This is a genomic window from Mycobacterium paraffinicum, from assembly GCF_025822865.1.
Lineage (GTDB): Bacteria > Actinomycetota > Actinomycetes > Mycobacteriales > Mycobacteriaceae > Mycobacterium > Mycobacterium paraffinicum.
The window spans coordinates 35,095-61,287 of the sequence record NZ_JACKUR010000016.1 but is presented as its reverse complement, the minus strand read 5'-3'; the positions used below and the strand labels follow the sequence as shown (position 1 = coordinate 61,287).

Below are 26,193 nucleotides of genomic sequence, written 5' to 3'. Positions count from 1 at the left end.
ACAGGAGGATACGTGGCGGGTCGACCTCTGCAACGCTTCGAGGTTGTCGATACCAAGGAGCTCACACCGCACATGGTCGCGGTCGTGCTGGGCAGCAAGGACTTCGACGCCTTCGTGCCCAGCAAATTCACCGACTCCTACGTCAAGTTGGCGTTCGTCGCCGACGACATCGACGTCGCGGACCTGCCCCAGCCGCTGACCCTGGACAGCTTCACCGGCCTGCCCCCCGAGAAGAGGCCGTCGGTTCGGACCATGACCGTCCGGCACGTGGACGCGGCGGCCGGCGAAATCACGCTGAACATCGTCGTGCACGGCGAGCACGGGATCGCGGGCCAATGGGCCGCGGCGGCCCAGCCCGGCCAGCGGATCTACCTGATGGGCCCCGGCGGGGCCTACACACCCGATCCCGCCGCCGATTGGCATCTGCTGGCCGGCGACGAATCGGCGCTTCCGGCCATCGCCGCGGCGCTGGAGGCGTTGCCCCCCAGCGCCGTTGGCAAGGCGTTCATCGAGGTAGCGGGCCAGGAAGACGAGATTCCGCTGACCGCCCCGGAAGGCGTCGAGGTGCATTGGGTCTATCGCGGCGGGCGGGCCGATCTCGTCCCCGAGGACCGCGCCGGCGACCACGCCCCGCTCATCGAGGCGGTGACCACCACGCCGTGGCTGCCCGGTCAGGTGCACGTCTTCATTCACGGCGAGGCGCAAAGCGTGATGCACAATCTGCGGCCCTACATCCGCAAGGAGCGCGGCGTAGACGCCAGGTGGGCGTCGTCCATCTCGGGTTACTGGCGTCGCGGCCGCACCGAAGAGACGTTCCGGCAATGGAAGAAGGAACTGGCCGAGGCGGAGGCCGGGGCTTCCTAGCGGATTCGTCGGCTTGAACGCCGGCTGGCATCCTCTACTCCCATGGCGCATTTCGGGGACTACCAGAACGAGATCTACTTCAAGGGCCTGGGCGGGATCGCGCCCGCGCTGCCGATGGCCTTCGCGGAGCTGGAAGCCCGTGCCGAGCGTGCCATGTCGCCGTCGGTGTGGTCCTACGTCACCGGTGGTGCCGGCGACGAGCGCACCCAGCGGGCCAATCGCGAGGCCTTCGACCGCTGGGGCTTGATGCCCCGGATGTTCGTCGGCGCCGCCGAGCGCGACCTCTCGGTGGAGATGTTCGGCCTGACGTTGCCGTCGCCGGTATTCATGGCCCCGATCGGTGTCATCGGCATCTGTGCTCAGGACGGCCACGGCGACCTGGCCACCGCGCAGGCCGCAGCCGCCACCGGCGTCCCGATGGTCGTTTCCACCCTGACCGCCGACCCGTTGGAAGACGTCGCCGCCCAGTTCGGCGACACCCCCGGCTTTTTCCAGCTGTACACGCCGAAGAACCGCGAGCTCGCCGCCAGCCTGGTACAGCGGGCCGAGGCCGCCGGCTACCAGGGCATCATCGTCACCCTGGACACCTGGATTCCCGGGTGGCGGCCGCGCGACCTCACCACGGCAAACTTTCCGCAGTTGCGGGGATTGTGCCTGAGCAACTACACCAGCGACCCGGTCTTTCGCGCCGGCCTGCAGCGACCGCCCGAGGAGGACCCGCAAGCCGCAGTGCTGCAGTGGATCACGACGTTCGGCAATCCGTTGACGTGGGACGACCTTTCCTGGCTGCGGTCGCTGACCAAGCTGCCGCTCATCATCAAGGGCATCTGCCATCCCGACGACGCCCGGCGCGCCAAGGACGGCGGCGTCGACGGCATCTACTGCTCGACGCACGGCGGGCGCCAGGCGAACGGGGGCCTGCCCGCGCTGGACTGCCTGCCCGGGGTGATCGAGGCGGCCGACGGGCTGCCGGTGCTGTTCGATTCGGGCATCCGCAGCGGCGCCGACATCGTCAAGGCGCTGGCGCTGGGCGCGACCGCGGTGGGCGTCGGTCGCCCGTACGCGTACGGCCTGGCACTCGGCGGGGTCGACGGCCTCGTGCACGTCTTGCGTTCGCTGCTGGCCGAAGCGGACCTGATCATGGCCGTCGACGGCTATCCGACACTGAAAGATCTCACCCCGGACACGCTTCGGCGCGTCGACTGATTCAGGTCCCCGGCTGCTGCGAACGTTGAAGGCGTGCAGGCCATCCTCGAGGAGTTCGACGAATACCTGTCGCTGCAATGCGGCCGGTCAGCGCACACCCGTCGGGCCTACCTCGGCGACGTGCGCTCGCTGCTGACCTTTCTCGACGACCGCGGCGCCGGGCTGGACGTATTGAGCCTGCCCCTCCTGCGCTCGTGGTTGTCGGCCTCGGGGGCCGCAGGCGCCGCCCGCACGACGCTGGCCCGTCGCACCTCGGCGGTCAAGGCGTTCACCGCTTGGGCCGCGCGGCGCGGCCTGCTGGCCGCGGACCCGGCGGTCCGGCTACAGGTGCCCAAGGCACACCGCACCCTGCCGGCGGTGCTGCGCCAAGACCAGGCGCTCGACGCGATGGCGGCCGCGAAATCCGGTGCCCAACAAGGGGATCCGATGGCATTGCGGGACCGGCTGATCGTCGAGATGCTGTATGCCACCGGAATCCGGGTGAGCGAACTGTGCGGCCTGGACCTCGACGATGTGGACGCCGGGCATCGGCTTATCCGGGTACTGGGCAAGGGCAACAAGCAGCGCACCGTGCCGTTCGGGACACCGGCCGCCGAGGCGCTGCGCGCCTGGCTGGACGAGGGGCGGCCCGCCCTGGTGAACGCCGAGTCGGGGCCGGCGCTGCTCTTGGGCGCGCGAGGGCGGCGGCTCGACGTCCGCCAGGCCCGCACCGTCGTGCACGAGACGGTGTCGGCGGTGGACGGCGCGCCGGACATGGGGCCGCACGGGCTGCGGCACAGCGCGGCCACGCACCTGCTGGAAGGCGGCGCCGACCTGCGCGTCGTGCAGGAACTGCTCGGCCATTCGAGCCTGGCGACCACCCAGCTCTACACCCATGTCGCCGTCTCGCGGTTGCGGGCGGTGCATGATCAGGCCCACCCGCGGGCGTGACGCCCGCCCTCAACGCTGCAGCGGCTTGAGCCGGATCGGCGTCGACTTCACCAAACCCAGCGGATCCACATAGCGGGCGCCCGACGCCGGACCCCACATCGCGCCCCAGTGCAGACACGCCGCGGCCGGGCAGCCGGCATGCCCGGCCACCAGCTCGCCGATCACGGTCTGGGCCGTCACCGGCTGGCCTACTCGAACAGCCGCCAGGACCGGCTCGTAGCTGGTCCGCAGTCCGCCCGGGTGGGCCAGCGAAACCACCGGCCGCCCCGCCAGCTGCCCGGCGAACACCACGGTGGCGGTGCCCGCCGCGTACACCGGCTGACCTGCAGCGCCGGGCAGATCCACGCCCCGATGCCCGGGTTTCCAATCCGGTGACGGGGCGTCGAATCCGCGGGCTATGGATCCCAAGGCCGGCGGCGGGCGTAACGGCCAATCCAGGCGAGCGTCGTCCGCAACCGCCGGCACCGCGCTGAGCACCGTCAGGCACAGCATCAGCCGCAAAACCCGTCGCATCGGCTTAGTTCATTGCCCCGCCCGCGCCTGCACCACTCAGGCCGGGTCGGTGCTGTGCAAAACCACCAGCTGAGTCGGTGTAAACTCCTGGTCGCAGCTCGTTCGCGGGCTGACTTCGCGCGTCCGCCCCGCGTCTCTGAGTTCCACTAGGAGTTCGCATCGCGTGCCGGGCGGTCCCTTAACAGGGTCCGGCATCGCAGCAGGCGCCAGGGCCCGGCTTCACCCGATGCCGGGCGACAACCGACACAAGTTAGGCACGAGCATGGCCGTCGTAACCATGAAACAGCTGCTGGACAGCGGCACTCACTTCGGGCACCAGACCCGTCGTTGGAATCCCAAGATGAAGCGGTTCATCTTCACCGACCGCAACGGCATCTACATCATCGACCTGCAGCAGACGCTGACCTACATCGACAAGGCGTACGAGTTCGTCAAGGAGACCGTCGCCCACGGCGGCAGCGTGATGTTCGTCGGCACCAAGAAGCAGGCGCAGGAATCCGTTGCGGCCGAGGCGACCCGCGTCGGCATGCCCTACGTGAACCAGCGCTGGCTGGGCGGCATGCTGACCAACTTCTCCACGGTGCACAAGCGCCTGCAGCGCCTCAAGGAGCTCGAGGCGATGGAGCAGACCGGTGGCTTCGAGGGCCGCACCAAGAAAGAAATCCTGATGCTGACGCGCGAGAAGAACAAGCTGGAGCGCAGCCTGGGCGGTATCCGCGACATGGCCAAGGTGCCGTCGGCGATCTGGGTCGTCGACACGAACAAAGAGCACATCGCCGTCGGCGAGGCCCGCAAGCTGGGCATCCCGGTCATCGCGATCCTGGACACCAACTGCGACCCCGATGAGGTCGACTACCCGATCCCCGGGAACGACGACGCGATCCGTTCGGCCGCGCTGCTGACCAAGGTGATCGCCTCCGCGGTTGCCGAGGGCCTGCAGGCCCGCGCCGGCGTCGGCCGCACCGACGGCAAGCCCGAGGCCGAGGCCGCCGAGCCGCTGCCCGAATGGGAGCAGGAACTGCTGGCCTCCGCTGCTGCCAGCGCCCCCACCGATGTCGCTGCGGGCGCACCCGAATCGACCCCTGAACCCTCCTAAGGAAGGCTGATCATTGGCCAACTTCACCGCCGCCGACGTCAAGAAGCTTCGGGAGCTCACCGGCGCCGGCATGCTCGACTGCAAGAACGCGCTGGCCGAGAGTGACGGCGACTTCGACAAGGCCGTCGAGGCGTTGCGCATCAAGGGCGCCAAGGACGTCGGCAAGCGCGCCGAGCGCGCCACGGCCGAGGGTCTGGTCGCGGCCAAGGGTGGCGCGCTGATCGAGCTGAACTCCGAGACCGACTTCGTCGCCAAGAACGCCGAGTTCCAGAAGCTCGCCGATGACATCGTCGCGGCGGCGGCCGCATCCAAGGCGACCGATGTCGAGGCGCTCAAGGCTGCCGCCACGGGCGGTAAGACGGTCGAGCAGGCCATCGCCGACCTGTCGGCCAAGATCGGCGAGAAGCTCGAGCTGCGCCGCGTCGCGTACTTCGACGGCACCGTCGAAGCCTACCTGCACAAGCGGGCGGCGGACCTGCCGCCCGCCGTCGGCGTGCTGGTGGAATACAGCGGCTCCGACGTCGACGCCGCGCACTCGGTCGCGCTGCAGATCGCCGCGCTCAAGGCGCGCTTCCTCTCACGCGACGACGTCCCCGAGGACGTCGTGGCCAGCGAGCGCCGCATCGCCGAGGAGACGGCCAAGGCCGAGGGCAAGCCGGAGCAGGCGCTGCCCAAGATCGTCGAAGGCCGGCTGAACGGCTTCTTCAAGGACTCCGTGCTGCTGGAGCAGCCCTCGGTGTCCGACAGCAAGAAGACGGTCAAGGCCCTGCTCGACGAGGCCGGCGTGACGGTGACGCGGTTCGTGCGCTTCGAGGTGGGCCAGGCCTAGGCGCCGCGCGGGCGCGGGCTAGCGTCGGTTACATGCGACACGTGCATGCGTTCGGCGACGACGCCCTCGGTGATCTGGACGCGGTCGGGCTCGCCCACGCGATACAGGCCGGCTGGGTCAGCAGGGCGGAGGTGGTCGAGGCCGCCATCGCCCGCACCGAGGCCGTCGATCCGATCCTCAACGGCCTGGCCTATGCGGCCTTCCAGCAGGCGCGAACCGCCGCGGCGGCGAACGGCTTCTTCGACGGCGTCCCGACGTTCCTCAAGGACAACGTGGACATCGCCGGCCAGCCGACGATGCACGGCACCGACGCGTGGACGCCGTGGAATGCCACCTCCGACGGCGCATTCACCCGGTTGTTCCTGGCCACCGGGCTGGCCCCGGTGGGCAAGACGCAGTTGTCGGAATTCGGTTTCAGCGCGTCGGCCGAACACCCCCGGCTGGGCCCGGTCCGCAACCCGTGGGACACCGACTACAGCGCCGGCGCATCGTCATCGGGCTCTGCTGCGTTCGTTGCCGCCGGCGTGGTGCCGATCGCCCACGCCAACGACGGCGGCGGCTCCATCCGCATCCCTGCCGCCTGCAACGGGCTTGTCGGGCTGAAGCCGTCACGCGGGCGGCTGCCGCTGGACGCCCACCTGCGCCGGATGCCCGTGGGCATCGTCGCCAACGGTGTGGTGACCCGTTCGGTGCGTGACACGGCGGCGTTCTACCGGGAGGCCGAACGGATTTGGCGCAATCCGAAACTGGCACCGGTCGGCGACGTCGTCGGACCCGGCAGGCAGCGGCTGCGGATCGCCGTGCTGACCCGGTCGGTGCAACGCGACTGCAGCCCCCAGGTGCGCGAGCTGGCGCTGAAGTCCGCGGGCCTTCTCGAGGAGCTGGGGCACCGCGTCGAATACCTCGACGAGCCCCCGGTGCCGGCCAGCTTCGTCGACGATTTCGTCCTTTACTGGGGATTTCTCGCGCTGGCCCAGGTGCGCAGCGGGCGGCACATGTTCGGCAAGACGTTCGACCGCAGCCGGCTGGACAGTCTGACCCTCGGGCTGGAGCGACACACCGCCCGCAACATTTATCGGCTGCCGCTGGCGATCATGCGCCTGCGCCGAATCCGCAGGCGTACCGCACAATTCTTCGGCACCTACGACGTCGTGCTGACCCCGACGCTCGCCGACGAGACGCCGCGCATCGGCTATCTGGCTCCCACCGACTACCACCAGGTCATCGAGCGACTGATCGACTGGGTCTCGTTCACCCCGCTGCAGAACGTCACCGGTGAGCCGGCGATCTCACTTCCGTTGGCGCAGTCCGACGAAGGCATGCCGGTGGGCATGATGTTCTCGGCCAACCTCGGGCAGGAGGCGCTCCTGCTCGAACTGGCCTACGAACTCGAAGAGGCCCGACCATGGGCCCGGATCCAGACCGCTTGATACACGGCCTTGGCGGCGACCCGCTTCGCCCGGCTTCGCCGCGGAGTCAGTCGGACCCGAGCTTGTCGAGCATCCGCTTGATGTCGCGCTGCTGAGTTTCGGTCAGCTTGGCCAGGATGCGCGCATCGGCGGTCCGCACCGCGCCTTCGGCGCGCTTCAGCAGGGCGCGGCCCTGACCGGTCAGCGTGGCCGGTAGCGCGCGACCGCTGGACACCGATGTCGGACGGGCCACGGCGCCAATGTCTTCCAGCTTGCGCAGCACAGTGTTCATCGCCTGCGGTGTCACGCCGGCCTGCCGGGACAGTTCGGCGCTCGACATCCCCGGAACCAGGGAAAGCATGCGGAGGCAGACGAATTCGGGCAGCGTCAGGCCGAGCGGGCCCAACACCGCGGAAACCTCCGGCCGCAGCAGGCTGGCCACCCGGTACAGCAGGTAACCAAGCGGGGCGTCTTCGGCCTGAACCATGTCAACGATATTGACATATTTTCGGGCTTCGGACGCGACTTCGCGGTGCGAAGTGGTGATTGTCGGCCTGTCAGTGGGGTAACCGGAATGTCACTCGCACCGCGCGGGCGCATCAGGAGGTTTTCATGCCCAAGACGACGAAAGGCGGCAAGCCGAAGAAGGACGAACTGCCGAGCACTTTGCAGCGTTCCAACGCCAAAGCGCAACGCACGTTCGCGAAAACGCATGACGCTGCCGCCGACGAATACGGCAGCGAAGAGCGCGCCCACCGGGTGGCGTATTCCGCCCTCAAGCACAGCTTCGAAAAGATCGGCGATCATTGGGAGCCCAAAGAAGAGAAGGGCCCGTCCGACGAGCGCGCCGAGAGCGGCGGGCCGCGCGCCTCCGGCGCGACCGCCGAGGGTGTGGACGCCAACGCGAGCAAGAAGCATTTGCTTGACGTCGCCCGCCGACTCGACGTGCGGGGGCGGTCGACGATGAGCAAGGCGGAGTTGGTCGACGCGATCATGAAGCACAACCGCCGGGTCCGCGGCCGCTGAGAAAGGCGTTCCAGGCTGCGCCGATGTGACCAAGGCGTCACCCCGGGGCCGGTTTAGCGCCACGGCCACCGGGCATCCCGACAGCTATGGTTGCGTCTACTACTCCCAGTCAGCTGCGCCAATGCTTCACCGATGTGGACTTTCCGGCGAACAAGCAGGATCTGCTTGACGCCGCCGGTCGCAATGGCTGCGACGACCACACCATCCGCGCCCTGCGAAGCATTCCGCCCGAGACCTACAACAATGCCGCCCAGGTCGCCGCGTCGGTCAGCATCATCGACGATCGCGACGTCGGGGAAGCCGACAAGGCCGCGGCTCGTCGCTCCCACACCAAGCCGGGGCTGGCCGAAAACGCAAAAGACATCCCCGCTTCGAGCCCGATCGTCGAGGAGCTGGGCGAGAACCGGGGCTCCTGAACCGTCCGCACGAGCAAAAACGATGCGGCGCTAGAGAATTGGCCGGCCTCCGGTGACGGCCACCCGGGCGCCGGAAATGTAACTCGCGTCATCGGAGGCCAACAGCACGTAGATCGGCGCGAGTTCGGCGGGCTGGCCGGCGCGGCCCAGCGGCGTGTTGTCTCCGAACGATTCGACGCTGTCCGGGGGCATGGTCGAGGGGATCAGCGGTGTCCAGATCGGGCCGGGCGCGACGCTGTTCACCCGAATCCCCTTCTCGCCCAGCAGCTGAGCGAGGCTGGCCGAGAAGTTGGCGATCGCGGCCTTGGTGGCGGCGTAGGGCGCCAGCGTCGGATTGGGCGTGTCGGAATTGACCGACGAACTGCCGATGATCGACGCCCCCGCGTTCATGTGCGGCACCGCCGCCTTGGTGAGATAAAAATATGCGCCGACATTGAGCCGGAACGTGTAATCCCATTCCTCATCGCTGATTTCGTCGAGGCTCTTGTGCATCATCTGGTAGGCGGCATTGTTGACCAGGATGTCGATGCCGCCGAATTCTTCGACGGCCCGGTCGACGACGGCGCGGCAATGCGCAGCATCGGAAAGGTCGCCGGACACCAGTACGCATTTGCGCCCGGCGTCTTCGACGTAGCGTGCGACGTCGCGGGCGTCATCGTCCTCGTTGAGGTAGGAGATCAGCACGTCGGCGCCTTCGCGCGCGAACGCGATAGCGACTGCGCGGCCGATGCCGCTGTCACCCCCGGTGATGATCGCCCTTTTGCCGGTGAGCTTTCCCGATCCCCGGTAAGTGTTTTCGCCGCAATCGGGCACGGGGTTCATCCGGCCCTGCACACCGGGGGCGGTTTGTTGCTGAGGCGAAAAGCCCATCTGATTCCTCAATTCGTGGTCGAAAATGCCGGTTTACGGTTCGCGTGTCACCGGGCGGGCCGTGGGGACGTCGTCGGCCGGCGGCTCGGGATCGTCCCGTTTCGTCCGGTCTGATTTCTCCCGCTCCGACTACCCGCCACGGCGGGGGCTAATCGGGCGCCGAGAGCCCGGCGACGGTGTCGTTGCCCGTGGTATTTCACGTGAATAGCGATACGGATGTTAAAAGCTGATGCGAAAGATGCTGTCCAGCAAAGCAACACCATTTCGCCAGCTAGCCGGCTGAAAATTACGAATATAACGGGCGCATATGTTTAAAGCGGGCGGCAAGGGGCTATTTGCGGCCTATATGCGTATTGCCCTTCTGGGGGCGATTGTTCGACACGAAAGGAATGAGCAATGAAGGTCACCAAGACCGCGCTGAAGACAGCTGCCGCTGCCGGGGGGATAGCGGCGGCAGGCATTTTCGCGGCGGTGCCGGCTTCTGCCGCGCCGCCCAACATCCAGGGCTTCGGCACCAGTGAGCAGCTCGTGGACGGGCCGCTGATCACCAACTACACGGTGAGCAACCTGCAGCCGAGCAACGTCTCGATTCCCGGCTACACGCCCAAGGGGACGCTCTACCAGGCGGACGTCGCCGCTCGGTCGGACGGCGGGCTGGTGACCCCGATGGTCAAGGACTTCATCGCCCGCGGGCCCAACGGCCAGAACTACCGGGTGATCGACAAGGCGGGGGCCCCTAATGGCCTCAACCCGGCGCCGATCCCGCAGGGTAGCGAGTCGACCGGGACGCTGTACTTCGACGTGACCGGCGCGCCGCCCAACGGCGTCGTCTACAACGACGGGATGCAAGACATTCTGATGTGGACGTCGAACGTGCAGGGCAGCTCGGCGCCCGGCGCTCCGAGCCCGAGCCCGGCACCGGGTGCGCCGCCCAGCCCGGCTCACACCTGATCCCGCTTGCGGATATCTCCCCGCGTCGCGCATGCGACGCGGGGAGGTGCTTTCGGCGGCCGGGTGTTGCGTCGTGCGGGCATGAATCGGGTACACCGTACCCATGAGTAACCCAGATCACAGGCCAGCCGAGGTACGCGAACAAGCGCAACTGAACGCCGAGCGGGCGCGGGCGGGGATGGAGGATCGGCGCAGCGATCAGGGCGGGGGACTGAGCGGCTGGGTCGCCGAGCGAGCCGGCCGCTGGGACCTTCGCGGCCAGGAAGAGACCACTCTGCAGCGGCAGAAATATCTGTGGAATGTGCTGGTGGACTACTGGTTCCGCATGGAGATCGACGGCTGGGAGAACATCCCGGAGCCGCCGGTTCTGCTGGTGGGGATCCACTCCGGCGCTCCCTTCGTCTGGGACGCCTGGACCGTCGGTCTGCAATGGTGGCGGCGCTTCGGGCAGGAACGCCCGCTGCACGGCACGGCCCATGACGCGTTGATGGCGATTCCGGTGATCGGCCGGTACTTCCGGTCGATGGGCGTGCTTCCGGCCGCGCCGGACGCCATCGCCACCGCCCTGGCCGAAGGGCGCGACGTTGCACTGTGGCCCGGTGGGGAAGTGGACTCCCTGCGCCCGTGGACCGAGCGCGACCAGGCCAACCTGGCGGGCCGAAAAGGCTTCGTGAAGATGGCGATTCGGGCCGGCGTGCCCGTCGTACCGATCGCGACGGTCGGCGGCGCCGACGCCATGCCCGTGCTGATCCGCGGCGACAAGCTGTCAAAGGCCTTGCAGCTGGACCGCCTGCTGCGCCTCAAAGTGTTTCCGTTGGCGATCTCGCTGCCGTGGGGGATCGCGCCGGCGGCACTTCCGCAGCTGCCGCTACCGGCCAAGATCAGGACCCGGTTCATGCCCGCCGTCGAGCTCGACCACGATCCCGCACGCGCGGAGGACGAAGCGTACATCGACCGCAAGTACCGCGAGATCCAGGACGCCATCCAGGACGGCATGGACGCGCTCGCGCGCAAGCGCGCCTTCCCGCTCTTCGGCTGACCAATCCCGAAGGCCTTCTCGGGCAGGGTGATTCAAGCTCAGCGCGTCACTGCGCGACCGGATCCCTGGCGGAATCCGTCGGTGCCGATGTCAGCGTCGGCTCGCTGATGATCCATTCCGGATGCGGTGGGGTCGCCGCCATGTAGCCGACACCTCGGACGGTGTCCACCATCGACTGATGTCGGGGTCCGAGCTTGGCGCGCAGCCGCCGGACGTGGACGTCGACCGAACGGACTCGGCCGTTGCTGTCATAGCCCCACGCCTCGTGCATCAGGCGGGTCCGGGTGAATGGCCGACCGGCATGCTGCACAAGGAAACTCAGCAGTTTGAACTCGGTCAGCGTCAAACCCAGGTCCTTGCCTTCCAGCGATCCGCTGAGGCTGGTCGGGCGCAAGAGCAAAGCGCCGAACCGCAAGCTGCCGTTGATTTCACTGCGCCGCAGCGCAATCGCCCGCTGCAGCCGCTCCTGCAGCTCGTCGAAGTCGGTTCCCGGCCCTATGACATCGTCGACGTTCCAGTCGACGTCCGCCGTTACCCCGGCGGCCGGCGCCACCAACGCCACCACGGCGGTGGCGGGGGCATCGGTTGTCAGGCGCCGGCAGGCGGCCGCCGCGGCCGCGAGGTTGCCTCGAGCGTCGACTATGGCGACGTCGCCGGCTTCGACCGGCCCCTGGCTGTCGCTCATAAGAGGGGCGCGCCGCATGATCCGCTCGAACGAAGTCAGGGCCGGCAGGGCGCGTTCGAAGTCGTCAGCGTCGGTCAGCAGTAGAACGTCCAACGACTTTCTCCCGAAATGTGGGTCCGCTTTTGCCCCCCGTAGGCATCCGTCCTGGGGGAGATATCAGCCAGCGCAGCGGTGACTACCCACTCGCGGCGAAAGTATGCAAACGATCTTGCGACGCTTGCGGACCGCCTCGGCCTGGCTAACCGGACGCGATCGTTTTGACCCGGAAAAGTCGATGGGCCCGGTCCGTTTCCACAGACCGGACCCATCCTCCCAGCAAGCTACTGATTGGCCTTCTGGCGCTGCTCAGCGGCCTCGGCGCCGCCGCGGGCCGCCTCGGCCTCGGCTTCCTTCTTCGCCGCGTCGCGCTGCGCTTCCGCCTTGTCCTGCTGGGCCTGGCCCTCGCGGGTGAGGTCGTCTTGACCCGTCACCGCACCAACGGCCTCCTTCGCCTTGCCCTTGACGTCCTCGACGACGCCCTTGACAGCTTCAGCAGGTCCAGAGTTGTTGTCCGCCATGGATCAGTTCCTCCTCGTAGGCGTACCTGAGCGATTCGCGCTCACCACCGATCGCCAACGCGATCGATCCGGTCATACGGCGAGATGGGCCCTTCTTTCTCAAGACCGTGAATTCCCGCCGCGATATTGCAGATTCCCCACTACGGTCATCCCGCAAACATCCGAGAAGCCCGCCGAACCGTAGCCCCGCCTTCGCATCCCCTGGGCCGATCGCGCGAAAAGTCGTCCGCATCGCCAACTCTGCGCATAACGCACCCCACTGGCACCGGCTTGTGCTGCGATGAGGCAGGATGTGAAATGCCGTTCCGGAGGAGTTAACCCCCGGGATGGCACTCTCATGCGAGGAGCGTGATGACGGAGTCCAGGGAGCCCACGGCACCGGAGAATGGATCAGCTGCCGGGCAGCCGCGGACGCGGCCCAAGTACTCCAGGGTGTTGCTCAAGCTTGGCGGCGAGATGTTCGGCGGTGGCCAGGTCGGGCTGGACCCCGATGTCGTGGCGCGGGTGGCCCGCCAGATCGCCGAGGTGGTTCGCGACGGTGTCCAGGTCGCGGTCGTGATCGGTGGCGGCAACTTCTTCCGTGGCGCGCAACTGCAGCAGCGCGGTATGGAACGCACCCGCTCGGACTACATGGGCATGCTCGGCACGGTCATGAACAGCCTGGCGCTGCAAGACTTCCTGGAAAAGGAAGGCATCGTCACGCGCGTCCAGACCGCGATCACCATGGGACAGGTCGCCGAGCCGTATCTGCCGTTGCGCGCCGTCCGTCACCTCGAGAAGGGCCGGGTGGTCATCTTCGGGGCCGGCATGGGGTTGCCGTACTTCTCCACCGACACCACGGCCGCGCAGCGGGCGCTGGAGATCGGCGCCGAGGTGGTGTTGATGGCCAAGGCGGTCGACGGGGTGTTCTCCGCCGACCCGCGCCATGACCCGCGGGCCGAGCTCATCGCCGCGATCAGCCATCGTGAGGTCATCGACCGTGGCCTGCGGGTGGCCGATGCCACGGCGTTCAGCCTCTGCATGGACAATGGCATGCCGATCCTGGTGTTCAACCTGCTGACCAATGGCAATATCGCCCGCGCGGTCGCCGGTGAGAAAATCGGGACACTGGTCACCACCTGAGGGGAAGAGCGAACGATGATTGACGAGGCTCTCTTCGATGCCGAAGAGAAAATGGAGAAGGCCGTGGCGGTGGCCCGTGACGACCTGTCAACCATCCGGACCGGTCGCGCCAACCCGGGCATGTTCTCCCGGATTGTCATCGACTACTACGGCGCCACCACCCCGATCACCCAGTTGGCCAGCATCAATGTGCCCGAGGCGCGGCTCGTCGTGATCAAGCCCTACGAGGCCAGTCAGCTCGGCGCGATCGAAAACGCGATCCGTAACTCAGACCTGGGCGTCAACCCGACCAACGACGGCACCCTGATCCGGGTGGCGGTCCCGCAGCTGACGGAGGAGCGACGCCGGGAGCTGGTCAAACAGGCCAAGGGCAAGGGGGAAGACGCCAAGGTGTCGGTGCGCAACATCCGGCGCAAGGCGATGGAAGAGCTGCACCGCATCCGCAAGGACGGCGAGGCCGGCGAGGACGAGGTCGGTCGGGCGGAAAAAGACCTGGACAAGAGCACGCACCAGTACATCACCCAGATCGAAGACCTGGTCAAGCACAAAGAAGGCGAGCTGCTGGAGGTCTAGCGGCCGCCCAGCAGCTGAGTTCACCCCAGGTCCGTGGCAACCACCGGCGCAGCCAGCACGCCCGATGAACCGGCGCGTGACGCCGAGAACATCGTGCAGCATTCGGCCCAGAAGACGTCCCGTGCGGGACGCGACCTGCGCGCCGCCATCGCGGTGGGCGCGGGCATCGGCGGCGTGCTCATCGTGACGCTGATTTTCGCGCCCCGCTTCTGGGTCCCCATCGTCGCGCTGGCCATCCTGGTCGCCACCCATGAGGTGGTGCGACGGCTGCGCGAGGCCGGATACGTCATCCCGCTCATCCCACTGCTGGCTGGCGGTCAGGTGACGATCTGGCTGACGTGGCCGTTTCACGCCGCCGGCGCCCTGGCCGGCTTCGGCGCCACCGTGGTGGTGTGCAACGTCTGGCGGCTGTTCATGCAGGACAACAGCAAGCGGCCCGAGCCGTTCGCCGGGTCTCCGTCGGCCAACTACCTGCGCGACGCCTCAGCGACGGTGTTCCTGGCCGCGTGGGTGCCGCTGTTCGCCTCCTTCGGCGCCCTGCTGGTCTACCCGAAGGACGGCGCGGGCCGGGTGTTCTGTCTGATGGTCACCGTCGTCGCCTCCGACGTGGGCGGCTACGCGGTGGGCGTGCTGCTCGGCAAGCACCCGATGGTTCCCGCCATCAGCCCGAAGAAGTCGTGGGAGGGCTTCGCCGGTTCGCTCTTCTTCGGTATCACCGCGGCCATCCTGACGGCGACGTTCCTGGCCGGCAAACCGCCCTGGATCGGAGCGCTGCTGGGTGTCATCCTCGTGCTCACCTGCACCCTCGGCGATCTGGTCGAGTCCCAGATCAAGCGTGACCTCGGCATCAAAGACATGGGCCGCTTGCTGCCCGGCCACGGCGGTCTCATGGACCGGCTCGACGGGGTGCTGCCGTCGGCGGTCGCCGCGTGGACTGTGCTGACGCTCGTCCCCTGAGAGGGCCGATACTGGACTGGTCATGGTCCAAGAACTGGTTTTCACCGAACCCCGCCCGAACAAGCCGCCGCGGCACCTGGCCGACCTCGACGTGGAGGGCCGCGCGTCGGCCGTCGCCGAGCTGGGGCTGCCGGCGTTCCGCGCCAAGCAGCTCGCGCATCAGTACTACGCCCGCCTGATCGCCGACCCCCGCGACATGACCGACCTGCCGGCTGCCGTGCGGGACCGGGTCGCCGAGGCGATGTTCCCGCGCCTGCTCACCGCGGCCGCGGAAGTCACCTGCGATGCCGGGCAGACCCGAAAGACGTTGTGGCGCGGCACCGATGGGACCACCTTCGAGTCGGTGCTGATGCGCTACCCGCAGCGCAACACCGTGTGCATCTCGTCGCAGGCCGGCTGCGGCATGGCCTGCCCGTTCTGTGCGACCGGGCAGGGCGGACTGACCCGCAACCTGTCGACCGCTGAGATCCTGGAGCAGGTCCGTTCCGCCGCCGTCGCCCTGCGCGACGAGTTCGGCGATCGGCTCTCCAACATCGTTTTCATGGGCATGGGCGAGCCGCTGGCCAATTACGCCAGGGTGGTGGCCGCGGTGCGCCGCATCACCGAAGCGCCGCCGCATGGCTTCGGCATCTCGGCCCGCTCGGTCACGGTCTCGACCGTCGGTCTGGCTCCAGCCATCCGCAAACTGGCCGACGAACGGCTCGGGGTGACACTGGCGCTGTCGTTGCACGCGCCCGACGACGAACTGCGCGACACCCTCGTGCCGGTCAACAACCGCTGGAAGATCGCCGAGGCGCTCGACGCCGCCCGCTACTACGCCGACGTCACCGGTCGCCGCGTATCGGTGGAGTATGCGCTGATCCGCGACGTCAACGACCAGCCCTGGCGGGCAGACCTGCTCGGCAAGCGCCTGCACCGGGCGCTCGGCCCGCTGGTGCACGTGAACCTGATCCCGCTCAACCCGACGCCGGGCAGCGAATGGGACGCCAGCCCCAAGCCGGTGGAGCGGGAGTTCGTCCGGCGGGTCCGGGCGCAGGGGGTTTCCTGCACGGTCCGCGACACGCGCGGCCGCGAGATCAGCGCCGCCTGCGGACAGCTGGCCGCCGAAGGCGGGTAGCTGGAGCGCGGGCGAATCAGCGGGGGCGTGCGGACAGCTGGCCGCCGAAGGCGGGTAGCTACCTGATCCAGCCGCGCCGGCGGCCCCACAGGTCGCGGACCAGCGCGACGAGCACCAGTGCGGCGAACCCGATCAGGAACCAGTTCTCGATGTGGCCGACGTGGTTGCCGCGCAGCATCGCCAGCAGGAACACGATGATGACCAGGCCGGTGATGTGCCAGGTGCGGTGATTGATCCTGCTCCACCCCCACGCCGCGGACGGCACCTCAACGGTGTCGACGCCGCTGAAGTGTTCCACCTCGGTACTGGCCACGGTGAATCCCTTTCGTCGGTCCTGCAGCGATTCTGGCATACCGGCGGCGAGGTCCCGCAGCCCTCGCATCGTCGCCGGGCGGGGCACAATGAGTGAGTGACAATCGCGACACCCGAGGGCCGCCTGCGCGTGCTGGTGCTGGGCAGCACCGGCTCGATCGGCACCCAGGCCCTGGAGGTGATCGCGGCCCATCCGGACCGCTTCGAGGTGGTCGGCCTGGCCGCGGGCGGTGCAAGTCTGGACACCCTGCTGCGCCAGCGCGCCGAGACCGGGGTCACCAACATCGCCGTCGCCGACGAACGCGCGGCGCAGGCCGCCGACGTCCCCTACCGCGGTCCCGACGCGGTGACCCGCCTGGTCGAGGACACCGAGGCCGACGTCGTCCTCAACGCGCTGGTGGGCGCGCTGGGCCTGCGCCCGACACTGGCCGCCCTGGAATCGGGCGCCCGGCTGGCGCTGGCCAACAAGGAGTCCCTGGTCGCCGGTGGTCCGCTGGTCTTGCGGGCGGCACGGCCGGGTCAGATCGTGCCCGTCGACTCCGAACACTCCGCGCTGGCCCAGTGCCTGCGCGGGGGCTCTCCCGAGGAAGTCGCCAAGCTGGTGCTGACCGCCTCCGGCGGTCCGTTTCGCGGCTGGACCGCCGCCCAGCTCGAGGGCGTCACCCCGGAACAGGCCGGCGCCCATCCGACCTGGTCGATGGGCCCGATGAACACGCTGAACTCGGCCTCGCTGGTCAACAAGGGGCTCGAACTCATCGAGACGCACCTGCTGTTCGGCGTCCCGTATGACCGCATCGAGGTCGTCGTGCACCCGCAGTCGATTGTTCATTCGATGGTCACGTTCGTTGATGGCTCGACGATCGCCCAAGCGAGCCCCCCGGACATGAAGCTGCCGATCTCCTTGGCGCTGGGCTGGCCGGACCGGGTACCCGGGGTGGCCGCCCCCTGCGACTTCAGCACCGCCTCTAGCTGGGAATTCGAGCCGCTGGACGGCGATGTTTTTCCCGCCGTGGAACTGGCGCGGTATGCCGGCCAGACCGGCGGTTGCATGACCGCGGTCTACAACGCGGCCAACGAAGAAGCCGCGGCGGCGTTCCTCGCGGGCCGGGTGGGATTCCCCGTCATCGTGAAAACCATCGCCGACGTGCTGCACGCCGCGGACCAATGGGCGGTTTCACCCGCTAACGTGGATGAGGTACTAGACGCGCAGCGCTGGGCGCGGGAGCGAGCGCGGGGCGCCGTCGCACACGCCGGGTCCATCGAGGCCTCCGTCAACGCCTCCGGAATGGTGTGAGAAAGGTCCTGCAGCGGAGATGATGTTCGTTATCGGCATTGTGCTGTTCGCCGTCGCCATCCTGGTCTCGGTGGCCTTGCACGAGTGCGGCCACATGTGGGTCGCCCGCGCCACCGGCATGAAGGTCCGTCGCTATTTCGTCGGGTTCGGGCCCACCCTGTGGTCGACGCGGCGTGGTGAGACCGAGTACGGCCTCAAGGCCGTGCCGCTGGGTGGCTTCTGCGACATCGCTGGGATGACCTCGGTCGAGGAGCTGGCTCCCGACGAGGCCGACCGCGCGATGTACAAGCAGGCCGTCTGGAGGCGGGTCGCGGTGTTGTTCGCCGGTCCGGCCATGAATTTCGTCATCTGCCTGGTGCTGATCTATGCGATCGCGCTGGTCTGGGGATTGCCCAACCTGCACCCGCCGACCAGGGCGGTGATCGGCGAAACCGCTTGTGTCGCACCGGAAGTGGCCCCCGGGAAGATCGCGGACTGCACCGGCCCCGGTCCGGCCGCGGTGGCCGGCATCCGCGCCGGCGACGTCGTGGTCAAGGTCGGCGACACCCCGGTGTCCACGTTCGAGGACATGGCCGCCGCGGTCCGCAAGATGCACGGCACCGTCCCGGTCGTCGTCGAGCGTGGCGGCAACGCGATCACCACCTACGTCGACGTCACGCCCACCCAGCGCTTCCTGACCACCGGCGCCAACGCGCAGGGCGGTCAGCCGGCGCCGTCGACGGTCGGCGCCATCGGCGTCGCGGCCGTCAAACTCGCGCCCGCGCATTACGGAGTGCTCTCCGCGGTGCCGGCCACCTTCGCGTTCACCGGGGACCTGACCCGCGAGGTGGGTAGGGCGCTGGTCACCATCCCGACCAAGGTGGGTGCGCTGGTGCACGCCATCGGGGGCGGACAGCGTGATCCCCAGACCCCGATGAGCGTGGTCGGCGCCAGCATCATCGGCGGCGACACCGTCGACCACGGGCTGTGGGTGGCGTTCTGGTTCTTCCTGGCCCAGCTGAACCTCATCCTGGGTGCCATCAACCTGGTGCCGCTGCTGCCCTTCGACGGCGGCCACATCGCCATCGCGGTGTTCGAAAAGATCCGCAACCTCGTCCGGTCGGCCCGCGGCAAGGTTGCGGCCGCACCGGTGAACTACCTCAAGCTGATGCCCGCCACCTACGTGGTGTTGGTGTTCGTGGTCGGGTACATGTTGCTGACCGTGACCGCTGATCTGGTCAATCCGATCAGGCTCTTCCAATAGCAAGAAGGAATTAGAACAGTGACCCGCGCCGGCGACGATGCAGAGCGAAGCGATGAGGAGGAGTGGCGCAGATGACGATTGGCCTGGGCATGCCGGACGCACCGGCGCCCACGCTCGCCCCCCGGCGTAAGACGCGCCAACTGATGGTCCGCGATGTCGGGGTGGGCAGCGACTATCCGATTTCAGTGCAATCGATGTGCACCACCAAAACCCACGACGTCAACACGACGCTGCAGCAGATCGCGGAACTGACCGCCGCGGGCTGCGACATCGTGCGGGTGGCCTGTCCACGCCAGGAGGATGCCGACGCGCTGGCCGAGATCGCCCGGCACAGCCAGATCCCGGTGATCGCCGACATCCACTTCCAGCCGAAGTACATCTTCGCCGCCATCGACGCCGGATGCGCCGCGGTGCGGGTAAACCCCGGCAACATCAAGGAATTCGACGGCCGGGTCGGCGAGGTGGCCAAGGCGGCCGCCGCGGCGGGCATCCCCATCCGCATCGGCGTCAACGCCGGCTCGCTGGACAAGCGGTTCATGGAGAAGTACGGCAAGGCCACCCCCGAGGCGCTGGTCGAGTCCGCGCTGTGGGAGGCCTCGCTGTTCGAGGAGCACGGCTTCGGCGACATCAAGATCAGCGTCAAGCACAACGATCCCGTCGTGATGGTCGCCGCCTACGAGCAGCTGGCCGCCCAATGCGACTACCCGCTGCACCTCGGCGTGACCGAGGCCGGTCCGGCCTTCCAGGGCACCATCAAGTCCGCGGTGGCCTTCGGCGCGCTGCTCTCGCGGGGGATCGGCGACACCATCCGGGTGTCGCTGTCCGCGCCGCCGGTCGAAGAGGTCAAGGTCGGCATCCAGATTCTCGAGTCGCTGAACCTGCGGCCGCGCGGCCTGGAGATCGTGTCCTGCCCGTCCTGCGGTCGCGCGCAGGTCGACGTCTACACCCTGGCCAACGCGGTCACCGCCGGCCTGGACGGCCTGGACGTCCCGCTGCGGGTCGCCGTGATGGGGTGCGTGGTGAACGGTCCGGGCGAGGCGCGAGAGGCCGACCTGGGCGTCGCGTCAGGAAATGGCAAGGGGCAGATCTTCGTTCGCGGCGAAGTGATCAAGACCGTGCCGGAAGCCCAGATCGTCGAGACGCTCATCGAGGAGGCCATGCGGCTGGCCTCGGAGATGGGGACCGATCACGGTCCTGACACAACATCAAGCGGTTCGCCGATCGTGACCGTAAGCTGATGGGGGCCGTTTCCCGCTTGCAAGTCCGTTAATCGCACCACAGAGAGTTCGCCAGATGTCGGCTCCGCCCCTCTTCCGCCTTGTCGGTGAGCGACGGGTGTCGGTGGTGCGCGACGCCGCCGCCGTCTGGCGGGTGTTCGACGAGGATCCCGTCGGGTCGTGCATGGTCGCGGCCCGGGTGGCGGACCACGGCATCGACCCCAATTCCATCGGCGGGGAACTGTGGACGCTGCGCGGCGCGGAAGAGTCGCTGTGCTTCGCCGGTGCCAACCTGATCCCACTGCGCGGCGCACCGGAGGACATGGACGCCTTCGCCGACGAGGCGATGAGTGGGACGCGCCGCTGTTCGTCGCTGGTAGGCCGGTCCGACCTGGTGATGCGGATGTGGGAGCGGCTCGAGTCGGCGTGGGGGCCGGCCCGGGACGTGCGCGACCACCAGCCGCTGCTGTCGCTGTCCAGGCACCCCAACTGCGACATCGACCCCGGGGTGCGCCAGGTTCGGCCGGACGAGCTGGACGCCTATCTGGTGGCCGCCGTGGACATGTTCATCGGCGAGGTGGGCGTCGACCCGCGGATCGGCGACGGCGGTCGGGGTTACCGGCGGCGGGTGGCCAGCCTCATCGCGGCCGGTCGCGCCTGGGCGCGCTTCGAGCACGGTCAGGTCGTCTTCAAGGCCGAAGTCGGCTCGCAGTCGCCGGGCGTCGGCCAGATCCAAGGCGTGTGGGTGCATCCCGAGTGGCGTGGCCTGGGGCTCGGCACCGCCGGCACCGCGACCGTGGCCGCCGTCATCGTCGGGAGCGGGCGCACCGCCAGCCTGTACGTGAACAGCTTCAACACGGTGGCCCGCGCCGCATACGCCCGAGTCGGCTTCGCCGAGGTGGGCACCTTCGCGACGGTCCTGCTGGACTGAGCCGCTTGCCGCGCGACGGCTGGCCGGGCGCTGGGCGGCGAACGCCCGGCTGGCCGGGCGCTCGGGCGATCGTCGGCGTTACATCACGATCCGGTCTCGGTGTGTCGACGCTCGTCGGCGGCCCAGCGTTCATAACATCTGTACCGATGGTCACAAAAGCCTCATTGGTATCAACCGCTTCGGGTGTGCTGCTCGTCGGCGTCATCGCCCTGTCCGGATGCACACCGCGGCCCGACGGCCCCGGCCCCGCGGCCGAAAAGTTCTTCGGCGCCCTGGCGATCGGTGACACCGCCACGGCAGCCCAACTCAGCGACAATCCCAACGAGGCCCGCGAAGCGCTGAACGCGGCCTGGGCGGGGCTGCAGGCGACCCACCTCGACACGCAGATCCTCAACGCCAAGTACGCCGAGGACACCGGCACCGTCGGCTACCGGTTCACCTGGCACCTGCCCAAGAACCGGACCTGGACCTATGACGGCCAGCTGAAAATGGCCCGCGACGAGGGGCGCTGGGAGGTCCGGTGGACCCCGACCGACCTGCACCCCAAGCTGGGTGAACACCAGACGTTCGCCTTGCGGGCCGATGCGCCGCGGCGCGCCTCGGTGAACGAACTCGGCGGCACCGATGTGCTGGTGCCGGGCTACCTGTACCACTACACGCTGGACGCCACCCAGGCCGGATCCGGATTGGCCCTGAGCGGGACCGCGCATGCGATCGTGGACCTCCTGCACCCCTTCAACGGCACGCTGAACGACCCGCAGCTGCTCGCCGAGCAGGCCAGCTCGGCGACGCAACCGGTGGACCTGGTGACGCTGCATCCCGACGACAACGACAAGGTCTTCCCGGTGATCGGCCGGCTGCCCGGCGTCGTGGTCACGCCGCAGCCCGAGATCCTGCCGACGGATCCGCGCTTCGCCTCGGCGGCCATGGCCGAGGTGAAGAAGGCGGTGGTCGACCAACTCGACGGCCAAGCGGGCTGGCGGGTGGTCAGCGTCAACCAGAACGGTGTTGAAGTCGAACTCCTGCACGAGGTGCAGGGATCACCGGCGCCGTCGATCTCGATCACGCTCGACCGGGTGGTGCAAAACGCCGCCCAGCGCGCGGTGGACACCCGCGGCGGCAAGGCGATGATCGTCGTGATCAAGCCCTCGACCGGTGAGATCCTGGCGATCGCGCAGAACGGGGGTGCCGACGCGGACGGCCTGCTCGCCACGACCGGCCTGTTCCCGCCGGGGTCGACGTTCAAGATGGTGACCGCAGGCGCGGCCGTCGACCGCGACATGGCCACCCCGAACACGATGCTGGGCTGCCCGGGCCATCTCGACATCGGCCACCGCACCATCCCCAACTACGGTGGCTTCGACCTCGGCGTGGTGCCGATGTCGCGGGCGTTCGCCAGCTCCTGCAACACCACCTTCGCCGAGCTCAGCAGCAAGATGCCCCCGCGCGGTCTGACGCAGGCGGCCACCCAGTACGGGATCGGGCTGGACTATCAGGTGGATGGCATCACCACGGTGACCGGATCGGTGCCGCCGACCGTGGACCTCGCCGAGCGCACCGAAGACGGCTTCGGCCAGGGCAAGGTGCTGGCCAGCCCGTTCGGCATGGCGCTGGTGGCGGCGACGGTCGCCGCCGGCAAGACCCCGACGCCGCAGCTCATCGCGGGCCGGCCGACCGCGGTTCAGGGCGACACCACGCCGATCAGCCCGAAGATGATCGACGCGCTGCGGCCGATGATGCGGCTGGTGGTGACCAACGGGACGGCCAAGGAGATCGCCGGCTGCGGCGCGGTCTACGGGAAGACGGGTGAAGCCGAGTTCCCGGGCGGATCGCATTCCTGGTTCGCCGGATATCGCGGCGATCTGGCGTTCGCCTCGCTGATCGTCGGGGGCGGCAGCTCGGAATACGCGGTTCGGATGACGAAGGTGATGTTCGAATCGTTGCCGCCCGACTTCCTGGCCTGACGCCTGCGGCCCGCCCCGGCGGTAAGTTGCGAGGGTAGGCCGAGGGTTCAAGCATCAGGAAAGGCCATGACTGAGACCGGTGGAGAGATGGTGGCGTTACGGGTCTCGGACGCCGACCGCAACGGCACGATGCGGCGACTGCACAACGCCGTCGCGCTCGGGCTGATCGATATCGACGAGTTCGAGCAGCGCTCGTCGCAGGTGTCCTACGCGCGCACCCGGGGAGAGCTCGACGGGCTGGTCGGCGACCTGCCCGGTCCCGGCGCGATCGTCACCTCCGCGGCCGACCGGGTCGAGCTGCGCGGCTGGGCCGGCTCGCTCAAGCGCCAGGGCGAATGGACGGTGCCCACCCGGCTGGCGTTGGTCCGCCGGCTGGGCTCCATCGAGCTCGACCTCACCAGGGCCCGGTTTGCGGGCCCGGTGGTGGTCGTCGAACTCGACATGCGGTTCGGCTCGGTGGAGATCCGGTTGCCGGACGGCGCCAGCGCATCGATCGACGACGTGGAGGTCTACGTGGGCAGCGCCAGCGACCGCCGCAAGGACGCGCCGGGCGAAGGCCGGCCGCACGTCGTGCTGACGGGACGGGTGGTGTGCGGCTCGGTGATCATCCGCGGGCCGCGGCGCTCGTTGATCCGCGGCCGCTTCGGCGGAGCCGCCGCGCGGCGTGATTAAGCTGGTCGCCATGCCTGCTCGCACTGCGCTTTCCCCCGGAGAGTTGTCCCCGACTCTGCCGGTGCCCGGCCGCATTCCCCGTCCGGAGTACGCCTGGCAGCCCACCGTGCGGGAGGGCAGTGAGCCGTGGGTGCAGACCCCGGAGGTGATCGAGAAGATGCGGGTCGCCGGCGCGATCGCGGCCGGCGCGCTGCAGGAGGCGGGCAAAGCGGTGGCGCCCGGGGTGACGACCGACGAACTGGACCGGATCGCCCACGAGTACATGATCGACCACGGCGCCTACCCGTCGACCCTGGGCTACAAGGGTTTCCCGAAGTCGTGCTGCACGTCGCTCAACGAGGTCATCTGCCACGGGATCCCGGACTCGACGGTGGTCGAGGACGGCGACATCGTCAACATCGACGTCACGGCCTACATCGACGGGGTGCACGGCGACACCAACGCGACTTTCCTGGCCGGCGACGTCTCCGAGGAACACCGGCTGCTCGTGGAGCGCACCCACGAGGCGACGATGCGCGCGATCAACGCCGTCAAGCCGGGGCGGGCGCTGTCGGTCGTCGGCCGCGTCATCGAGGCGTACGCGAATCGGTTCGGGTACAACGTGGTTCGTGACTTCACCGGCCACGGCATCGGCACCACGTTTCACAACGGACTGGTCGTGCTGCACTACGACCAGCCCTCGGTGACGACGATCATGCAGCCGGGGATGACGTTCACCATCGAACCGATGATCAACCTCGGCGGCCTGGACTACGAGATCTGGGACGACGGCTGGACGGTGGTCACCAAGGACCGCAAGTGGACCGCGCAGTTCGAGCACACGTTGCTGGTGACCGACACCGGCGTCGAAATCCTCACCTCGATATAACAAGCCGTGAATCCTTGAGCGGGGCGCTGCTGGTCGCCGGCACCAGCTCCGACGCCGGGAAGTCGGTGGTGGTCGCGGGCCTGTGCCGGTTGCTGGCACGCCGCGGCGTTCGGGTGGCGCCGTTCAAGGCGCAGAACATGTCCAACAATTCCGTGGTCACCGTGGAAGGCGGCGAGATCGGCCGGGCGCAGGCGCTCCAGGCGCGGGCGGCGGGGCTGGAGCCCAGCGTGCGGTTCAATCCGATCCTGCTCAAGCCGGGCAGTGACCGGACGTCGCAATTGGTGATCCGCGGCCAGGTCGCGGACTCGGTCACGGCCGCAAGCTATGTGCGGCATCGCGACCGCCTCGCCGGAATTGTCGCAGACGAATTGTCTTGCCTGCGTGATGATTTCGACGCCGTCATCTGTGAGGGGGCGGGCTCGCCGGCCGAAATCAACCTGCGTGCCACGGATTTGGCGAATATGGGCCTGGCCCGGGCGGCGAACCTGCCGGTGATCCTGGTCGGAGACATCGACCGGGGCGGCCTGCTCGCCCATCTGTTCGGGACGGTCGCGGTGCTCGAGCCCGACGATCAGGCACTGATCGCCGGGTTCGTGGTCAACAAATTTCGCGGCGACCCCGCACTTCTGGAGCCCGGATTGCGGCAATTGCAGGCGATGACCGGCCGCCCGACCTACGGGGTGTTGCCCTACGCCGACGAACTCTGGCTGGACGCCGAGGACTCGCTGTCGGTGGTCGCGCGCCGCCTCGTCGGCACCCCGCAACCGCCGCGCGGGAGCGAGTGGCTGCGGGTGGCCGCGATCCGGTTGCCCCGGATCTCCAACTCCACCGACGTGGAGGCGCTGGCGTGCGAGCCGGGCGTCGCGGTGCGCTGGAGCGCCGACCCCGCCGACCTGGCCGACACCGACCTCGTCGTGATTCCCGGCAGCAAATCCACCGTCGCCGACCTGACCTGGCTACGCGATCACGGCCTGGCCGAGGCGATCACCGCGCACGCCGCGGCCGGCAAGCCGGTGCTCGGGATCTGCGGCGGCTTTCAAATGCTGTGCCGGCACCTCGACGACCCGGTGGAATCGGGACTCGGTGACGTCGCCGGGCTGGGGCTGCTGGACGCCGACATCGCCTTCGCCGAGACCAAGATCCTGCGCCGCTGGCCGCCGCCGCTCACCGGATACGAGATCCATCACGGCCGGGTGTCGCGCTGCGCGGAGGACAGATGGTTCGGCGCGGAGGGCGGGCGCGACTGCCAGCCGCACGGCCTGGCGCGCGGCGCGGTCTTCGGCACCCACTGGCACGGCCTGCTCGACAACGACGACTTCCGCCGCGCGTGGCTCACCGGCGTCGCGGCCGCGGCGGGCCGCGACGGGTTCGTCGTCGCCGACACCAACGTGGCCGCGCGCCGCGATGCCCAGCTCGATGTGATCGCCGATCTGCTGGCGGCCCACCTCGACACCGACGCCGTCCTCGGCCTGCTCGACGGTCCGCCGCCCCGCCGGCCGCACCTGGCAACTCAATTGGGGCCGTAGGGCATT

General features: G+C 68.5%; 27 protein-coding genes and 1 pseudogene. 22 read left to right on the top strand and 6 right to left on the bottom strand.

What is annotated here, in order from left to right:
- The first annotated feature begins 12 nt into the window (after positions 1–12).
- Genes H7J89_RS05460 through H7J89_RS05450 form a run of 3 tightly spaced genes read left to right on the top strand, consistent with a single transcriptional unit; the run spans position 13 to position 3,000 of the window.
- Positions 13–864, top strand: a complete 852-nt coding sequence (locus H7J89_RS05460) for a siderophore-interacting protein (protein WP_264037239.1) — start codon at positions 13–15, stop codon at positions 862–864.
- 42 nt (positions 865–906) lie between these two features.
- Positions 907–2,070, top strand: a complete 1,164-nt coding sequence (locus tag H7J89_RS05455) for a lactate 2-monooxygenase (RefSeq protein ID WP_264037237.1) — start codon at positions 907–909, stop codon at positions 2,068–2,070.
- A gap of 33 nt (positions 2,071–2,103) precedes the next feature.
- Entirely contained in the window at positions 2,104–3,000 is an 897-nt protein-coding gene (locus H7J89_RS05450; RefSeq protein WP_264037235.1) for a tyrosine recombinase XerC, read from the top strand.
- A gap of 18 nt (positions 3,001–3,018) precedes the next feature.
- On the opposite strand, the pseudogene H7J89_RS05445 reads toward H7J89_RS05450, so the two are convergent.
- A pseudogene (locus H7J89_RS05445) lies at positions 3,019–3,513 on the bottom strand (M23 family metallopeptidase); the annotation flags it as partial.
- Between the two features lie 262 nt (positions 3,514–3,775).
- On the opposite strand from H7J89_RS05445, the gene rpsB reads away from it, so the two are divergent.
- The 3 genes from rpsB to H7J89_RS05430 are packed head-to-tail and all read left to right on the top strand — an operon-like array spanning position 3,776 to position 6,868.
- Positions 3,776–4,609: a 30S ribosomal protein S2 gene (rpsB, locus tag H7J89_RS05440; RefSeq protein WP_264037234.1), complete on the top strand. Its 834-nt coding sequence runs from the start codon at positions 3,776–3,778 to the stop codon at positions 4,607–4,609.
- 13 nt (positions 4,610–4,622) lie between these two features.
- Entirely contained in the window at positions 4,623–5,438 is an 816-nt protein-coding gene (gene tsf, locus H7J89_RS05435; protein WP_264037232.1) for a translation elongation factor Ts, read from the top strand.
- A gap of 32 nt (positions 5,439–5,470) precedes the next feature.
- Positions 5,471–6,868, top strand: coding sequence for an amidase (locus H7J89_RS05430; protein ID WP_264037230.1), 1,398 nt, complete (start codon positions 5,471–5,473; stop codon positions 6,866–6,868).
- Between the two features lie 46 nt (positions 6,869–6,914).
- Here the strand turns inward: H7J89_RS05430 and H7J89_RS05425 are convergent, their stop codons facing one another.
- Positions 6,915–7,334 (bottom strand): MarR family winged helix-turn-helix transcriptional regulator, encoded by a 420-nt coding sequence (locus H7J89_RS05425; protein ID WP_264037228.1) that lies wholly within the window; start codon positions 7,332–7,334, stop codon positions 6,915–6,917.
- A gap of 125 nt (positions 7,335–7,459) precedes the next feature.
- On the opposite strand from H7J89_RS05425, the gene H7J89_RS05420 reads away from it, so the two are divergent.
- Positions 7,460–7,873 carry a ChaB family protein gene (locus H7J89_RS05420; protein WP_264037226.1) on the top strand — a complete coding sequence of 138 codons (414 nt, stop codon included), beginning with the start codon at positions 7,460–7,462 and terminating at the stop codon, positions 7,871–7,873.
- A gap of 86 nt (positions 7,874–7,959) precedes the next feature.
- On the top strand, positions 7,960–8,289 hold the full coding sequence (locus H7J89_RS05415; RefSeq protein ID WP_276041746.1) for a DUF2795 domain-containing protein: 330 nt from the start codon (positions 7,960–7,962) through the stop codon (positions 8,287–8,289).
- A gap of 30 nt (positions 8,290–8,319) precedes the next feature.
- Here the strand turns inward: H7J89_RS05415 and H7J89_RS05410 are convergent, their stop codons facing one another.
- Positions 8,320–9,159 carry a glucose 1-dehydrogenase gene (locus H7J89_RS05410; RefSeq protein ID WP_264037222.1) on the bottom strand — a complete coding sequence of 280 codons (840 nt, stop codon included), beginning with the start codon at positions 9,157–9,159 and terminating at the stop codon, positions 8,320–8,322.
- A 396-nt stretch (positions 9,160–9,555) separates the two neighbouring features.
- On the opposite strand from H7J89_RS05410, the gene H7J89_RS05405 reads away from it, so the two are divergent.
- Both H7J89_RS05405 and H7J89_RS05400 read left to right on the top strand, forming a co-directional pair.
- Complete coding sequence (locus tag H7J89_RS05405; RefSeq protein WP_264037220.1) at positions 9,556–10,110, top strand: MPT63 family protein; 555 nt, start codon at positions 9,556–9,558, stop codon at positions 10,108–10,110.
- A 103-nt stretch (positions 10,111–10,213) separates the two neighbouring features.
- On the top strand, positions 10,214–11,149 hold the full coding sequence (locus H7J89_RS05400; RefSeq protein WP_264037217.1) for a lysophospholipid acyltransferase family protein: 936 nt from the start codon (positions 10,214–10,216) through the stop codon (positions 11,147–11,149).
- A gap of 46 nt (positions 11,150–11,195) precedes the next feature.
- Here H7J89_RS05400 and H7J89_RS05395 read toward each other — a convergent pair whose 3' ends face one another.
- Both H7J89_RS05395 and mbp1 read right to left on the bottom strand, forming a co-directional pair.
- Positions 11,196–11,927: a winged helix-turn-helix domain-containing protein gene (locus H7J89_RS05395; RefSeq protein ID WP_264037215.1), complete on the bottom strand. Its 732-nt coding sequence runs from the start codon at positions 11,925–11,927 to the stop codon at positions 11,196–11,198.
- 227 nt (positions 11,928–12,154) lie between these two features.
- Complete coding sequence (gene mbp1 / locus H7J89_RS05390) at positions 12,155–12,391, bottom strand: microaggregate-binding protein 1 (protein ID WP_067212426.1); 237 nt, start codon at positions 12,389–12,391, stop codon at positions 12,155–12,157.
- A 351-nt stretch (positions 12,392–12,742) separates the two neighbouring features.
- Here mbp1 and pyrH point away from each other — a divergent pair, with 351 nt between their 5' ends.
- From pyrH to rlmN, 4 genes are all read left to right on the top strand, one after another.
- The gene (pyrH, locus tag H7J89_RS05385) at positions 12,743–13,513 is read left to right on the top strand and encodes a UMP kinase (protein ID WP_264037211.1); all 771 of its coding nucleotides are present in this window, start codon (positions 12,743–12,745) and stop codon (positions 13,511–13,513) included.
- Between the two features lie 15 nt (positions 13,514–13,528).
- On the top strand, positions 13,529–14,086 hold the full coding sequence (frr, locus tag H7J89_RS05380; protein WP_264037209.1) for a ribosome recycling factor: 558 nt from the start codon (positions 13,529–13,531) through the stop codon (positions 14,084–14,086).
- Positions 14,087–14,176: 90 nt separating this feature from the next.
- Positions 14,177–15,043: a phosphatidate cytidylyltransferase gene (locus H7J89_RS05375; RefSeq protein ID WP_372513733.1), complete on the top strand. Its 867-nt coding sequence runs from the start codon at positions 14,177–14,179 to the stop codon at positions 15,041–15,043.
- 22 nt (positions 15,044–15,065) lie between these two features.
- Positions 15,066–16,160: a dual-specificity RNA methyltransferase RlmN gene (gene rlmN / locus H7J89_RS05370; RefSeq protein ID WP_264037207.1), complete on the top strand. Its 1,095-nt coding sequence runs from the start codon at positions 15,066–15,068 to the stop codon at positions 16,158–16,160.
- 58 nt (positions 16,161–16,218) lie between these two features.
- On the opposite strand, the gene H7J89_RS05365 is transcribed toward rlmN, so the two are convergent.
- Positions 16,219–16,473 (bottom strand): DUF2631 domain-containing protein, encoded by a 255-nt coding sequence (locus H7J89_RS05365; protein WP_264037205.1) that lies wholly within the window; start codon positions 16,471–16,473, stop codon positions 16,219–16,221.
- 96 nt (positions 16,474–16,569) lie between these two features.
- Between H7J89_RS05365 and dxr the strand changes: the two genes are divergently transcribed.
- The 8 genes from dxr (at position 16,570) to H7J89_RS05325 (ending at position 26,187) form a co-directional block, all read left to right on the top strand.
- Positions 16,570–17,766, top strand: a complete 1,197-nt coding sequence (gene dxr, locus H7J89_RS05360) for a 1-deoxy-D-xylulose-5-phosphate reductoisomerase (RefSeq protein WP_264037203.1) — start codon at positions 16,570–16,572, stop codon at positions 17,764–17,766.
- A 19-nt stretch (positions 17,767–17,785) separates the two neighbouring features.
- A complete protein-coding gene (locus H7J89_RS05355; RefSeq protein ID WP_264037201.1) occupies positions 17,786–19,009 on the top strand; it encodes a M50 family metallopeptidase in 1,224 nt (407 codons plus the stop codon).
- Between the two features lie 71 nt (positions 19,010–19,080).
- Positions 19,081–20,247, top strand: coding sequence for a flavodoxin-dependent (E)-4-hydroxy-3-methylbut-2-enyl-diphosphate synthase (gene ispG / locus H7J89_RS05350; protein WP_264037199.1), 1,167 nt, complete (start codon positions 19,081–19,083; stop codon positions 20,245–20,247).
- A 55-nt stretch (positions 20,248–20,302) separates the two neighbouring features.
- Positions 20,303–21,157, top strand: a complete 855-nt coding sequence (locus H7J89_RS05345; protein WP_264037197.1) for a GNAT family N-acetyltransferase — start codon at positions 20,303–20,305, stop codon at positions 21,155–21,157.
- 146 nt (positions 21,158–21,303) lie between these two features.
- Positions 21,304–23,121, top strand: coding sequence for a penicillin-binding transpeptidase domain-containing protein (locus tag H7J89_RS05340; RefSeq protein ID WP_264037195.1), 1,818 nt, complete (start codon positions 21,304–21,306; stop codon positions 23,119–23,121).
- A gap of 66 nt (positions 23,122–23,187) precedes the next feature.
- Complete coding sequence (locus H7J89_RS05335) at positions 23,188–23,793, top strand: DUF1707 SHOCT-like domain-containing protein (protein WP_264037192.1); 606 nt, start codon at positions 23,188–23,190, stop codon at positions 23,791–23,793.
- A gap of 10 nt (positions 23,794–23,803) precedes the next feature.
- Positions 23,804–24,661 (top strand): type I methionyl aminopeptidase, encoded by an 858-nt coding sequence (gene map / locus H7J89_RS05330; protein WP_264037191.1) that lies wholly within the window; start codon positions 23,804–23,806, stop codon positions 24,659–24,661.
- 14 nt (positions 24,662–24,675) lie between these two features.
- On the top strand, positions 24,676–26,187 hold the full coding sequence (locus H7J89_RS05325; RefSeq protein WP_264037189.1) for a cobyric acid synthase: 1,512 nt from the start codon (positions 24,676–24,678) through the stop codon (positions 26,185–26,187).
- Positions 26,188–26,193 lie beyond the last annotated feature (6 nt).